The sequence below is a fragment of the Peribacillus sp. QJM3NY_7 genome, assembly GCF_056173225.1.
The window spans coordinates 1,562,668-1,576,440 of record NZ_CM149663.1 but is presented as its reverse complement, the minus strand read 5'-3'; the positions used below and the strand labels follow the sequence as shown (position 1 = coordinate 1,576,440).

The 13,773-nt window shown below is 41.4% G+C and carries 17 protein-coding genes and 1 other annotated feature (1 of these 18 only partly in view); of the genes, 5 read left to right on the top strand and 12 right to left on the bottom strand.

All coding sequences use genetic code 11. The features are described 5' to 3' along the window. Positions 1–240 precede the first annotated feature (240 nt). From AC0VX1_RS07675 to AC0VX1_RS07665, 3 genes are all read left to right on the top strand, one after another. A complete protein-coding gene (locus tag AC0VX1_RS07675; RefSeq protein WP_413008695.1) occupies positions 241–840 on the top strand; it encodes a YhcN/YlaJ family sporulation lipoprotein in 600 nt (199 codons plus the stop codon). A 144-nt stretch (positions 841–984) separates the two neighbouring features. After that, entirely contained in the window at positions 985–1,185 is a 201-nt protein-coding gene (locus tag AC0VX1_RS07670) for a YlaI family protein (protein ID WP_072272690.1), read from the top strand. A gap of 58 nt (positions 1,186–1,243) precedes the next feature. Beyond that, the gene (locus AC0VX1_RS07665; RefSeq protein WP_475470634.1) at positions 1,244–1,600 is read left to right on the top strand and encodes a hypothetical protein; all 357 of its coding nucleotides are present in this window, start codon (positions 1,244–1,246) and stop codon (positions 1,598–1,600) included. A gap of 37 nt (positions 1,601–1,637) precedes the next feature. Here the strand turns inward: AC0VX1_RS07665 and AC0VX1_RS07660 are convergent, their stop codons facing one another. From AC0VX1_RS07660 to typA, 3 genes are read right to left on the bottom strand one after another with little or no spacing between them, the layout of a single operon-like run. Then, positions 1,638–1,922 carry a hypothetical protein gene (locus AC0VX1_RS07660; protein WP_034315418.1) on the bottom strand — a complete coding sequence of 95 codons (285 nt, stop codon included), beginning with the start codon at positions 1,920–1,922 and terminating at the stop codon, positions 1,638–1,640. 4 nt (positions 1,923–1,926) lie between these two features. Continuing rightward, a complete protein-coding gene (locus tag AC0VX1_RS07655) occupies positions 1,927–2,235 on the bottom strand; it encodes a YlaH-like family protein (RefSeq protein WP_034314008.1) in 309 nt (102 codons plus the stop codon). Between the two features lie 22 nt (positions 2,236–2,257). Then, complete coding sequence (typA, locus tag AC0VX1_RS07650; protein ID WP_106027281.1) at positions 2,258–4,105, bottom strand: translational GTPase TypA; 1,848 nt, start codon at positions 4,103–4,105, stop codon at positions 2,258–2,260. A 124-nt stretch (positions 4,106–4,229) separates the two neighbouring features. On the opposite strand from typA, the gene AC0VX1_RS07645 reads away from it, so the two are divergent. Next, positions 4,230–4,412, top strand: a complete 183-nt coding sequence (locus AC0VX1_RS07645; protein ID WP_034314013.1) for a YlaF family protein — start codon at positions 4,230–4,232, stop codon at positions 4,410–4,412. Positions 4,413–4,499: 87 nt separating this feature from the next. On the opposite strand, the gene AC0VX1_RS07640 is transcribed toward AC0VX1_RS07645, so the two are convergent. Continuing rightward, positions 4,500–5,303, bottom strand: a complete 804-nt coding sequence (locus AC0VX1_RS07640; protein ID WP_475470632.1) for an inositol monophosphatase family protein — start codon at positions 5,301–5,303, stop codon at positions 4,500–4,502. A 392-nt stretch (positions 5,304–5,695) separates the two neighbouring features. Next, on the bottom strand, positions 5,696–5,893 hold the full coding sequence (locus tag AC0VX1_RS07635; RefSeq protein ID WP_034314018.1) for a hypothetical protein: 198 nt from the start codon (positions 5,891–5,893) through the stop codon (positions 5,696–5,698). Positions 5,894–6,087: 194 nt separating this feature from the next. On the opposite strand from AC0VX1_RS07635, the gene AC0VX1_RS07630 reads away from it, so the two are divergent. Beyond that, complete coding sequence (locus AC0VX1_RS07630) at positions 6,088–6,708, top strand: YktB family protein (protein ID WP_475470631.1); 621 nt, start codon at positions 6,088–6,090, stop codon at positions 6,706–6,708. A gap of 254 nt (positions 6,709–6,962) precedes the next feature. Here AC0VX1_RS07630 and trpA read toward each other — a convergent pair whose 3' ends face one another. The 7 genes from trpA to trpE are packed head-to-tail and all read right to left on the bottom strand — an operon-like array spanning position 6,963 to position 13,392. After that, positions 6,963–7,742 carry a tryptophan synthase subunit alpha gene (trpA, locus tag AC0VX1_RS07625; RefSeq protein WP_475470629.1) on the bottom strand — a complete coding sequence of 260 codons (780 nt, stop codon included), beginning with the start codon at positions 7,740–7,742 and terminating at the stop codon, positions 6,963–6,965. Beyond that, positions 7,735–8,940, bottom strand: a complete 1,206-nt coding sequence (trpB, locus tag AC0VX1_RS07620; RefSeq protein ID WP_063576935.1) for a tryptophan synthase subunit beta — start codon at positions 8,938–8,940, stop codon at positions 7,735–7,737. The genes trpA and trpB overlap by 8 nt, the downstream gene beginning before the upstream one ends. 4 nt (positions 8,941–8,944) lie before the next feature. Then, entirely contained in the window at positions 8,945–9,559 is a 615-nt protein-coding gene (locus tag AC0VX1_RS07615; protein WP_413023389.1) for a phosphoribosylanthranilate isomerase, read from the bottom strand. Positions 9,560–9,569: 10 nt separating this feature from the next. Further along, positions 9,570–10,346, bottom strand: coding sequence for an indole-3-glycerol phosphate synthase TrpC (gene trpC / locus AC0VX1_RS07610; RefSeq protein ID WP_034314029.1), 777 nt, complete (start codon positions 10,344–10,346; stop codon positions 9,570–9,572). Next, positions 10,346–11,368 (bottom strand): anthranilate phosphoribosyltransferase, encoded by a 1,023-nt coding sequence (gene trpD, locus AC0VX1_RS07605; protein WP_048687068.1) that lies wholly within the window; start codon positions 11,366–11,368, stop codon positions 10,346–10,348. Before trpD ends, trpC begins: the two co-directional genes overlap by 1 nt. Positions 11,369–11,395: 27 nt before the next feature. Then, a complete protein-coding gene (locus tag AC0VX1_RS07600) occupies positions 11,396–12,001 on the bottom strand; it encodes an anthranilate synthase component II (protein ID WP_063576936.1) in 606 nt (201 codons plus the stop codon). Beyond that, entirely contained in the window at positions 11,998–13,392 is a 1,395-nt protein-coding gene (gene trpE, locus AC0VX1_RS07595) for an anthranilate synthase component I (protein ID WP_475470626.1), read from the bottom strand. The genes AC0VX1_RS07600 and trpE overlap by 4 nt, the downstream gene beginning before the upstream one ends. Before the next feature lie 161 nt (positions 13,393–13,553). Beyond that, positions 13,554–13,773, bottom strand: a binding site (T-box leader) (it continues 16 nt past the right edge of the window).

Below are 13,773 nucleotides of genomic sequence, written 5' to 3'. Positions count from 1 at the left end.
TATAGGATATGTCTTACCATTTACTACACTCAGCAGTTATGTAGCGGACGAGACTGTTGATAAAATATATGTTCCTTTGCATAAAGATAGAAGAACATTTACAGACTATAAAGAAAACTTCCAGCAAAGAATGCCATCCCCAACATTGATTACACCATGTTTCACTGCATGTAATAATGACAACAGACTTGGTCGGTGGCGGACAGGCTGGAACCAAAGAACATTTAAGGAGGTTGTACATTGCAAAAAATCATATTGTCGCTCGCTGCTGTTCTTTTGATGTCAGGTTGCGCAACGGATAATAAAAATGAAGTGTCTGAAAATAATGCGCAAAACAATATAACGAAAGTCAATAATACGACCATTAAGGAAGCAGACAGGAATACAGGTCAGCAAACTGCGGAAAGACTCACCGGTTTGGCTAAGTCCATTCCAGAGGTGAACGATGCCACCGCAGTCGTACTTGGCAAATACGCCATCGTCGGAATAGATATCGACCAAGATATTGAGCGTTCACAGGTTGGAACGATAAAGTACTCAGTCGGAGAAACTTTAAAACATGATCCTGACGGTGCTAGTGCCATCATCGTCGCTGACCCGGATTTAAATGAGCGGATCAGGGAGGTAGCCAAAGATATTAAAAACGGCAAACCGGTAACCGGGATCCTAAATGAACTCGCTGACATCACAAGCCGAGTAATCCCGGAGGTTCCTGGTGATATTTTAACCCCAACGCCATCTAAGAACATCGAAAAGGAAAAAAATAAACTTGATGATGATACGGAAAGAAAAGAACTCGATAAAGAGCAAAATGATCAATCCAATCACTTTAAAGAATGAATTCACCCGACCCGAAATGAATCTTCGGGTCTTTTTCATACCCAACAATCAACTTCAACTGTTAGTTTCACTTTATCCTCGTTTTACCATAAAAATATTGGTATACTTAAAAGCATATTCAAATTGAAGTGAGGTTCAACTAATATGAAGGTTAAATGTGTAATATGCGATCAAATTGAATCTATACCTGACGATAGCCCAGAAGCGAAGAAACTTCGAAACCGTCCTATACATACCTATATGTGCAATACATGCAACCAACGCATAGAAGAGCGTACGAACGAGCGGATTGCTACCGGTAACTTCCGTCTTTATCGAACGATCAAAAATGAAGATGAGTGGTAGAGCATTTCATAAAGTTACTCTGATTGGCCTGATCAATGGACTTCTGCTTGGATGGATAATGAAGTGGGTCGAAATGCTATCCGGTAAACAAGTGTATATGCTTTTATTGAATGTGGATTTCCTCCCCCTAATGGGAGCGGTTTCCTGGAGTGAGGAATCATTATTCTTTTTCCACCTCCTTTTCTCACTGGCAATTACGTATAGTTACGTTTATTTTCTACATCCTTTGAAAGTTTTCAGGAAATGGAACAAATACGCACTTGCTTTTATCACGATCATTCCAGCCATCATGCTTTACTTCCCATTATCTGCGCTGTCAAAAACAGAAGTTGTCCTTCCTTCTGATTTGACAGCTTTCTTTTTGTGGACAATCTTACATCTTTTTTATGGACTTTCCCTCCCTAAAGCAATATAAAAAGAACCGTGCGTAAATCGCACGGTTCTTTTTATCATTACTCGATATTTTTATATTTTTCTGGCTCTAACTGAATTTGGTCTAACATGATATCAATCAATTCAATCGGATAACGCTGCTTTTTCATTTCGTCTCCCAAAAGGTACTCGACGAAATAAAAAGGTTCTGTTTTTGTAACCGAATCGATTATCACCTGATGATCGTCTTTCAGCATCTGCATGAAAAACATTTCTGTATCGCGTGCAGCTGAATCATCAGGCCTTGCATCACAGACAACTTTGATCGTCAACCAATTGTATAAAGCATCCTGTAATGATTTCATCATCTTAAGCCTGTTCTTCTTTTCTCGAATTATGAAGACGGATCCTATAAATCCCCAGAACAAGCGAAGCGATGACTAATGCCTCCCCCATAGGGAGAAACACCGCAAAGAAAGAAAGAAGGGTACATCCAAGTGCCATTACCACATAAATGACCACATTTTTTAGCAATGGTAACTTTTTGGCAAAACCTAACTGATAGACAAGGATGCATAATCCAAAGACCGTCAAATATAAATACCACATTCCTGCTTCAGGATTTTCATCCACTCTGTACAATGCTGCAAAAAATGATAATCGCTCTTGGATATCCAATCTTTTCTCCTCCTCTTGCTATTTATTTTTCTTCAATAGCAACTTTTTTTCTTTTAGCTGCTCTTTCACGCTCGTTTTTATCTAGAATTTTTTTACGAAGGCGGATTGAATCCGGAGTTACTTCACAGTACTCGTCATCGTTCAAATATTCCAGAGCTTCTTCAAGGGACATGATTCTTGGTTTTTTCATGGAAGAAGTTTGGTCTTTATTTGCTGAACGCATATTGGTCATTTGTTTCGCTTTAACGATATTAACAGTCAAATCGCTATCACGGTTATGTTCCCCGACGATCATGCCTTCATAAATATCCGTACCTGGCTCAACGAAAATAACACCGCGGTCTTCTACTTGCATAATACCGTATTGTGTAGTTTTTCCTGATTCCATGGATACAAGTACACCTTGGCGTCTTCCGCCGACTTGACCTTGTGCCATTGGTTGATAGCTGTCAAATGAATGGTTCATGATACCATATCCGCGTGTAATCGTTAAGAACTCAGTTGAATAGCCAATAAGTCCGCGAGCTGGGATCGTGAACAGTAAACGAACTTGACCGCTTCCGCTGTTGATCATATCCAATAATTCACCTTTACGGGCTCCCATTGATTCCATGATCGAACCAGTGTGCTCCTCAGGTACGTCGATTTGTACACGTTCAACCGGTTCACAACGGACACCATCAATCAAACGAACGATAACTTCCGGTTTAGAAACTTGCAGTTCATAACCTTCACGTCTCATGTTTTCGATCAGGATGGAAAGATGAAGCTCCCCACGACCTGAAACAATCCAGACATCCGGAGAATCAGTATTTTCAACTCTTAAGCTGACATCAGTCTGCAATTGGTTTTTCAAACGCTCTTCAATTTTACGAGCTGTAACGAATTTACCTTCACGGCCTGCGAATGGGCTGTTGTTTACAAGGAAAGTCATTTGTAATGTCGGCTCGTCAATACGCAGGATAGGTAGAGCGTCAGGGTGTTCGGTCGGACAAACCGTTTCCCCTACGTTAATATCTTCCATACCAGAAACGGCTATTAAATCACCGGCAACGGCTTCTTGGATTTCAACTTTCTTCAAGCCAATATAACCAAAGATTTTCGTTACACGGAATTGTTTAACCTTTCCATCAAGTTTCATTAATGAAACTTGTTGACCTACATGCATTTTACCGCGGAATACACGGCCAACCCCGATACGTCCTACATAATCATTATAGTCAAGTAAAGCCACTTGGAATTGAAGCGGTTCATCTGAGTTATCAATTGGTGCTGGGATCGTTTCGACGATTGTTTCGAAAAGTGGGGTCATGTCTTCTTCTTGTTTAGCAGGATCTGAATCCAAGCTCGCAGTACCAGCGATACCTGAAGTGAAGACAACTGGGAAGTCTAATTGTTCTTCTTCAGCTCCTAGTTCGATGAATAAGTCAATTACTTCATCGACCACTTCATTTGGACGTGCAGAATCTTTATCGATTTTGTTCACGACAACGATTGGCGTGATCTTTTGTTCCAATGCTTTTTTCAACACGAAGCGAGTTTGCGGCATACAGCCTTCATATGCATCAACAACAAGAAGAACGCCATCGACCATTTTCATGATCCGTTCCACTTCACCACCAAAGTCGGCATGACCAGGTGTATCCAAAATATTGATTCTTGTATCTTGGTATTGAACTGCTGTATTTTTCGCAAGAATCGTAATTCCGCGTTCTTTTTCAATCGCATTAGAATCCATCGCACGTTCTTCCACATGTTCATTTTCACGGAAAGTACCAGATTGCTTTAGCAACTGATCCACTAACGTCGTTTTACCATGGTCAACGTGAGCAATGATGGCTATATTACGAATATTTTCTCTTAATTTCAAAAAATTCACTCCTAAAAAAGTTTGTGTAAAACGTATCACTAGTATTAACTTACATATTATATCACAAACATACTAGAAACAAATACAGAAATTATGTACAATAGATATATTAGGGGTGATATTCATGAACATTAAATGGAATTTCTTAATATTAGCGGTATTGGCAACATCAAGCATTGGCTCCATTGGCATCTTCATTGCTGAAAAAAGCTTGATTGGAATATTGGCTGCAATCGTTATTCTTTGCGGAATCATGGGGTTCGGTTTCACCCAGAAGAAGAAATTACGTGAAGCCGGGAAGTTATAATATAAAAAACTCGCTGGCAGTCAGCGAGTTTTTTTGTTAATTATTTCTATCCGAGAATTTTATCATGGCCGCTATCAGTCCTTGATACTAACGGCTGGATTTTCCTGATAAGTATTTGTCAAATACTTCTTTGTGCAGCCCTGGTTTTGATACGAAAAGTGAGTCGCCTTTTAAAAAATCCAATTTGTCACCTTTCATATTACTAACTTCCCCGCCCACTTCCTCGACCAGTAAAACTCCCCCGGCAAAGTCCCAAGGCATGAGTCTCATGGTTATGTATGCATCAATCCTCCCAGCGGCCACGAATGCCAGCTCCAACGCTGCCGAGCCATAAGAACGTGTTCCTCTTGCATCCCGGACTAGCGGTGCCAAAAGACTCGGGTCGATCCTCCGGTTTTCCGTTACCCAGCTTGCATTAATGGAAATGATCGCTTTGCTTACCGATGCCTCTTCAAGAGATGGGAGCCTTTGATCATTCAGAAATGCTCCTTGTTCCTTAATCGCATGATATAATTCATCACTAAAGACATCATAAACCATGCCAATCTTTCCGATGCCATCCACATAAACCCCAAGAGAAATCGCAAAATTCCTCTGTTGATGAATGAAATTCAAAGTTCCATCAATTGGATCGATGATCCACACCGTACCTTTTAGGTCTTTAATATCATTGCCCATTCCCTCTTCACCAAAAATGCGGTGTTCTGGAAAAACTTCGCCGATTTTTTCGCAAAAAAACTTTTCTATCCCCTTATCCATATTAGTTACCAAATCATTCGGATTCGTTTTCATTTCAATATTCAACTTGGTTTTGAAGGACGCCCTTAGCCTATTACCGGCTTCTTTCATCCATAACTTCGCATATGTATCCATTTCCTTGACCGATGCCATTATAATATCCCCGTCCTTTATGATCAGAAACTACATTAAAATGATCCTCTTTTAAAGATTAAAGCAAATATAGCTTGCCTTCAAGCTTTTAACATCTTAAATTTTCCATTTTTTTAACTGATGAGGAAAGAAGTTTCCTTGACTGCCCATCCATTAATCGTAATCATGATTTAGCCAGCAAGAATATTCTCCTTACTTGACGTTCCCCTTCCTTATTAAAAGGACTCGAGACCAAATGAAATTCCACATTATATATATTGGACATTTAATGAAAAACGGACACATTATTTTTTAATAAAATAAAGTGTCCGTTATCTATAATAAAATTCCTTGTATTGAAATTGATTCATTTCCTTAATTCATTCTCCTTCAAGGTCTCTGCAGCCAATCATTTACAAGGCTTTCAGTTTCAACAATTCCAAGCGGATTCGTTCTAGTCTTTGCTTGCATTGTGACCTCTTTTGGTCATTCTCTTCACCGATTGCTTCAAAAAGGGTTGCTAATTCATAGTCCATTTCCATTCTTAACACTGCAGCTCTATGTCTTTCAACTTCTTTAGCTTTTAATGCTTGGTTCATGACTTGTTTCATAATTAACATTCTCCCTTCGTTAATTAACGTAATTTTCTGAATTTATATTATCATATGACTTCCTACCTCAAATAGCAACTAATTTGTGTTATAACCTATAAGGAATTTTACATTGCCAACCCGAATCGTATTTTTTAAATTTTACTTTTACTTATGCTACAATATGTGCAGATATTACGGTAGGAGAGATGAAAATGAATATAGCAAGTTTTACAGCAGATGATTTTGATGTTTTTAAAATTGATGGATTGGAACCGCGCATGGATGCTTTAAAAGAACGGATCCAGCCTAAATTGCAAGCCCTAGGAGAGCACTTTTCTCAAAAGCTCTCAGTTATGACCGGCGATGAAATGCACCCTCATGTTGCAAAGCATGCTAGACGGACAGTGAATCCCCCTAATGATACATGGGTTGCTTTTGCTGCCAATAGCAGAGGTTATAAAATGATGTCGCATTTCCAAATCGGGTTATGGGAAACGCATATGTTCATCTGGTATGCCGTCATTTACGAAGCCCCTAATAAAATGGAAATCGGAAAGCATCTGGAGCAGCAGGCAGATCGATTGGTGAATAGCATTCCCTCCCATTATGTTTGGTCAATGGACCATACAAAACCTGATGTCATCCCTCATGATGGTCTTGGAGTAGATGATTTGAATTCAATGTTCACCCGTTTGCAAACGGTAAAGAAAGCCGAAATCCTATGCGGTATAAAAATTTCCCGTGATGACGCTATTAAGTTAAAAGATGATGATTTCATTGAAACCATTCAAGATGCGTTTGAACATCTTTTACCCTTATATCAATTAAATTAAACACATTGATTCCTATTCGGATCCAACAATAACTGGATAATATAAAAGGAGAGCCAAAGAGCTCTCCTCAGACTGTAGGCAAACTCGATAATCATTGGGTTTGTCTACAGTTTTTTTAGGTTTTTAAAAATTTGACCGTTGCCTCCAGGACTCGCTTTTCCGCCAGAGTCTCGTACACCCGCCCCAATCAACTATGTTTAAATTAGAACTCCTTTTGCCTATAAACTAATGGCAGCCTGGGAGTCTCTCCATCCCTATTTTTGCACTAAACCTTTGCTTGCTTGAATCAAGTCTCCAATTCGGTCTTCCTTGCCTGTCTCGAAGCATTCGATGATCTTGCTGCCGACAATGACTCCATCGCAGTATTGTATGGCATCACGGATATGTTCTGGAGTCGATATGCCGAACCCGGCAAGAACGGGAACCGGACTTATCTCTTTTACTTTCTTTAAATAGCCTCCAAGTTCTTCTCCGAAGGCGTCGCGGGCACCTGTGATGCCTTTGACTGTAACTGCGTAGATGAAGCCCTCCGCCCCTGCGGTTATCTCAGTGATGCGCTCTTGCGGAGACGTGAGTGTCACGAGTCGGATAAGAACGATCCCTGCAGTTTTGATTGATGAAAAGATGGCTTCTTCTTCAATCGGTAAATCGGGGATGATGCACCCGGAAATTCCTGCTTGAAGACAGTCAGTCGTAAACTCTTTAAGTCCATAAGCCAGGATTGAATTCGTATATCCCATTAAAATAATGGGGATTTTTACATCATTTTTGATTTCCATTACTTTTTTCAGGACATCTTTTAAAGTTGTTCCATTTTTCAAAGAACGGATTCCAGCTTGTTGGATAACGGGTCCATCAGCGACAGGGTCAGAGAAAGGTATTCCTAGTTCAACGGCAGTCGCCCCGCTGTTTTCAAGGAAAAGAAGCTGGCTCTTTAATCGATCAAGACCTCCATCACCTGCCATGATATATGGTATGAATGCTTTTTCCTGCTTTGTTTGGCATTCTTCAAGCGCATTTGTTAATTTATTCATGTTCACTACCCCCCATCAATGATTGGACCGTTTCAACATCCTTATCACCACGGCCGGACAGGCAAATCACCAGTCCTGTTCCTTTCTCCATTTCTTTAGCAAGCTTTAAACCATAGGAAATGGCATGTGAACTTTCTAAAGCGGGGATGATCCCCTCCTCCCTTGAAAGCATCGCTAGGGCTTCCAAGGCTTCATCATCGGTTACTGAAGTATATTCCACCCGATTCGTATCTTTTAAGTAACTATGTTCAGGCCCTACCCCTGGATAATCCAGCCCTGCCGAAATAGAATGTGCCTCCTGGATCTGACCGTCCTCGTTCTGCAAAACATACATGAATGCCCCGTGGAGCACCCCAGGTTTCCCTTTCGTCAAACTTGAAGCATGCAACGGTGTATTAAGCCCATGCCCTGCCGCTTCCACTCCGTATAACTTTACCGTTTCGTCCTCAATGAAGGGATAAAACATCCCCATTGCATTACTTCCTCCGCCTATGCATGCAACTATTGCATCCGGCAGGGAATGAACCGCCTCAGAATATTGACGTTTTGTTTCATTCCCTATCACGCTTTGAAAATCACGGACAATAACGGGGAATGGGTGCGGACCAAGAACTGATCCCATTATATAATGGGTATCATCCACATTAGCCACCCAATATCGTAACGCTTCATTTACTGCATCCTTCAGTGTCCCGCTTCCTTGTGATACAGATATGACCTTGGCTCCCAAAAGCTCCATCCTGAATACATTCAATTTCTGTCTCCTGATATCTTCTTCCCCCATAAAGATGATGCATTCCAACTTCAGCAAAGCACACACAGTCGCCGTTGCAACCCCGTGCTGTCCTGCACCCGTTTCGGCAATCACTTTTTTCTTGCCCATTTTCTGAGTCAGCAAAGCCTGGCCGATCGTATTATTTATTTTGTGGGCTCCAGTATGATTCAAGTCTTCGCGCTTCAGATAAATGTCTGCACCGCCAGCCAGTCTCGTTAAGTTCTCCGCAAAATATAGAGGGGTTTCCCGACCGATATATTGTTTCAGGTAATAACTTAGCTGCCTTTGGAATTCTGGATCATTTTTAGATTGTTCATATACTTCTTCAAGCTCCGTAATCGCCGCCATTAAAGTTTCTGGAACGAAGCGGCCTCCATATGCTCCAAAATGTCCAGTTTTATCAGGCTGTGTATAAGTATTCATCTATTCATTCCTCTTTTCCGGCTGTATTTTTTGCCTCATTGATAAATGCTTTCATTTTTACAGCATCTTTTAATCCGTTTGTTTCAACACCACTTGCTACGTCAACTGCGAATGGTGAAACGGCATTAATCGCTTTTCCGACATTTTCCGGAGTCAGCCCACCAGCTAGAATTACCTTCTCCAGTGGCAGATCAGCTTTTCGAATCATATCCCAATCCAAAGTCAATCCCTTGCCGGATGCGCTCTTAGGAAGATCGACCAATAGATAATCCGCTGGGTATTCATGCAGGTTTTCAAAGTCTTTCTCTGTATGAATGGCAAAGGCCTTGATCACCGGCAGGGGCATTCTGCGGGCAAAGCTGGCAGACTCGTTACCATGAAGCTGAATATAATCCAATCCCGCAATTTTAGCACTTTTTATCACTTCTTGTTCAGTTTGATTGGCAAACACTCCGACCTTTTTAACATGGCCAGCTAGATTCGCTCCGAAATCTCCTACTATCTCCGGCTCAACCTTCCTGCTGCTCTCGGCAAAAATGAAACCAATGAAGTCTGCCCCGGAACTAACAGCAGTCTGAGCAGCTGCCAAAGTCTTTATCCCACAGATTTTCACTAACATATTAATCTCCTTATATACTCATTTGCAGTTCGGCCATCTTGTGCGGAAGATTTGATGCAGTCATGAGTGTCTCCCCGACCAAAACCGCTTTTGCACCAGCATCCTTTACACGCATCACATCTTCTTTTGTTTTGATCCCACTTTCACTGATAATGATATGGCGTTTGGGATCAAGCAACTTCGCCAGTCGTTCCGTTACAGCCAAATCCACTTTGAAGGTCTTTAAATTCCGATTGTTAATCCCTATGAGCTCTGCATTCAGCTCTAGAGCACGTTCCAGTTCGGCTTCATCATGGACTTCCGTCAATACTTCAAGCCCTTTCTTTTTTGCATATTGATATAATTCATGAAGGCGTTCTTTAGAAAGTGCTGCCACAATCAATAGAATGATAGTCGCACCTGCTCGATGGGCCCGATCAATTTGGATTTCATCGATGATGAAATCTTTGCACAACCTGGGAATTTGTATAGCCTCGCTTACGTTTCTCAAATCTGCAATGGATCCTTTAAAGAAAACCTCATCCGTCAATACGGATATCGCTGCAGCTCCGCCACTTTCATATGAAAGGGCCTGCTCGATCGGATTTACATTGATTTTAATGTCCCCCTTTGAAGGGGAAGCCCGTTTTATTTCCGCGATGACCGCCATCGATTTAGCCGTTTTCAAATTTTCCACCAAAGATGGTCTGACTATGTTGATCATGACCGAATCATCTAAGGCCCTTTCTTTTAATTTTGCGACTTCCACCTTTTTCTGTTCGATGATTTTCGTTAAGATATTTTCCATTACATGACCACCTTATTTCTATTGCCATAAGCAATCAGATTTTCTAACTTTGCAAGAGCCGATCCGCTATCAATGCTTTCTTTGGCCATGGAGATTCCTTTTTTGATCGTTGCTGCCGTACCATGTGCGTATAATCCCAATCCGGCATTCAATAAAACGGTATCACGATATGCACCTTTTTCCCCTTTGAGAAGCCTAAGCATGATATCGGCATTTTGTTTGGCGTCACCACCACGGATGGCATCATTTCCGTAAACCGGAAGATCCACTTCTTCAGGATGCAGCGTAAATGGAATAATATCTCCTTGCTCCAAAAGGACGAGTGAGTTTTCACCCTGTAGGCTCGCTTCATCCATGAACCCGGCACCATTTATCACGACTGCGCGTTTTCTGCCCAATTTATGCAGGACTTCCGCAAAAAGCTCAAGCATATCGCGTCGATTGATTCCCATTAATTGCGTGTCGAGCTGGACTGGATTTGTCAGAGGACCGATAAGATTAAATATCGTCGGGATTTTCAGTTCTTTTCTCACTTTCATTATCCTTGCAATATTAGGGTGAACAGATGGGGCAAATAAGAATGTGATCCCATTTTCTTCCAACAGTTCCTTTAACATGTCAGGCTCCAAGTACAAATTAACGCCTAATGCTTCCAATACATCCGCACTTCCCGTTTTGCTTGAAATGCTGCGATTTCCATGTTTAGCAACCTTGACACCGGCCCCAGCAAGCACGAAGGCCGATGCTGTGCTTATATTGAAGCTTTGTGACCCATCTCCTCCCGTTCCGCAATTATCCATTACATTAAGGGAGCTTGTTTGTACACTTCTTGCTTCTTTTCTCATGACTCTGACAAGGCTTGCTATTTCACCTGCCGTTTCCCCTTTGGCTTTTAAGGCAATGATGAATGCTGCCATCTCGCTTTCGGAGATATCTTTAGAAAATAACGATTGGGCTGCTCTGCTCATCTCTTCTTCCGTCAATGTTTGACGCTCTGCTAACTTCGCTAAATACTCCTTCACCGCTAACTCCCCCAGTCGTTTTTTGTTTTATAGAATGGATTGTTCCTTCTCTGATTGAAAGGTACCGGCAATCTCATAAAATTGATGTAATAATTCCTTGCCGATTTTCGTCCCTATTGATTCAGGGTGGAACTGTAAACCGTAGAGAGGGAATTCCTGATGTTTAAGGGCCATGATTTCCCCATCATCCAGTGCCACTGCCGTCACAGTCAGTTCTTCTGGCAAACTCGCCCTTTCAACCACAAGGGAATGGTAGCGCATTACCGGGAATTGTAAGTCCTGTTTGGCAAAAACACCTGTTCCATCGTGTTCGATTACCGATGTTTTTCCATGCATGATTTGTTTCGCCCCAACAACATTCGCTCCAAAAACCGCCCCAATGGCCTGGTGCCCCAAACAAATGCCTAATAGCGGAACCTTCTCATAAAAATTGCGGATGATCTCCATACTGATTCCAGCATCTTCGGGCCTGCCCGGTCCCGGGGAAATGACGATTGCCATTGGATTCAGTTCCTCAATTTCCGCAAGGGTGATTTCGTCATTCCTTTTTACTACGATTTCTTTTTCCACTTCACCTAAATATTGATAAAGGTTGTAAGTGAACGAGTCATAGTTATCAATTAATAAAATCATCTAGTGTGAACCTCCATTAAAGCGCGTGCTTTATTTTGTGTTTCTTCATATTCCGTTTTTGGATCTGAATCATATACGATTCCAGCCCCTGCCTGTACATAGGCCTTGCCATCTTTAATGATCATCGTCCGAATGGCTAAAGCCATATCAAGATCCCCTCCAAAACCTATGTAGCCTATCGAGCCCGAATACATCCCCCGTTTACAATTTTCCAGTTCATTGATCAGCTCCATTGCCCTGATTTTAGGAGCACCTGAAACTGTTCCGGCAGGAAGGCAGACCGTCAGTGCATCTAAACTCGTGTACCCTTCCCTAAGCTTTCCGCTAACCTTCGAAGCAATATGCATGACATGTTGATATCTTTGAATTTCCATTTCCTCGGTGAGGTGGATTGAACCGATTTCGCAAACCCTGCCAAGATCATTTCTACCTAAATCAACAAGCATCTTATGCTCGGCAAGTTCCTTCTCATCCATCAGCAGGCTTTTTTCGAAGCCCTTATCTTCTTCATCCGTTTTCCCTCTCGGCCTTGTGCCGGCAATGGGATTAACATGAACCGTTCCTGATGAAACACTGATTAAACTTTCTGGAGAAGACCCAATGATTGTATATTCACCAAATTCTATATAAAACATATAAGGAGAGGGGTTGGCTAATCGCAAACGACGATAGGCGTCGAAAGGCTCCCCATCAAAGTCCGCTTTAAACCTTTGTGATAAAACGACTTGGAACACTTCACCAGCTATGATCGCCGATTTAGCTTCAAGGACCATTTTCTCGAATTCATCCTGACTGAAATTCGAGTTGAATTCCAAATATTCCGACGATATTTCCTTTGACGGCTTGCTTGCCTGATTCATTTTATCCTTCATTCCCAATATACTTTTTTCACTATCTTCTTCAGCAGTCAAAAGATGGATCTTCTGCAGAACATGATCGAATATATACAGTTCTTTATAAAAAAGAAAGTGAGCATCAGGCATTTGCAATGAATCAGGAGGAACCGGACCAATATTTTCATAAAGACGAATGATATCATAGCCCATATATCCGATTGCGCCACCGTTAAATGGCGGAAGATGTGTGGGAACCTCTTCTATTTCCACTAATAATTCTTTTTTTAGAAACTCGATGATATTGATGTCCTTAACGATTTGATCACCTGTTTCAATGTCTTTCACATTTACTCGGTCAGCAAGCGATGTCACCTCCAAATAAGGTTTTGAACCTAGATATGAGTAGCGGCCGTTGTCATGATGCGAATTCGAACTTTCCAATAAAAACTTCTGGTCACCATCTAATTTCTGAAATATGGCAATGGGTGTATGGATATCCCCTTCAATTGTATCCATTTTGAAACGGAGTATTTTTTTTTCATCCAAATTATTCATCTCTTGATTCCCTCCCGATTCTTATGCGCTCTTATAATCCCCCCGAGGGAAAACCCTTTTGGCCAAATGCCAGGTCTTCATTTCCTCTGGATATTTTCTTTAAAAGGTATATATATTGAAATTCCAATAAAAAAATCCCCTGCAAACACAAATATGTGTCTGCAGAGGACGGTATACCGCGGTGCCACCTCAAGTTGGAAAAATGCATCATTTTTCCCTCTCAAGCAAGAATTGAATTCTTGCGATTACCCTTTAACGGTGGCAGCCGAGTTTCCCTACTTATTTTCAAGAAACCACTCATAAGTCCATTCATCTTCTTATATCGTACCGGTTTCCACCTATTCCGGCTCTCTGTGACGCATCTAAAAAGATTACTACTCT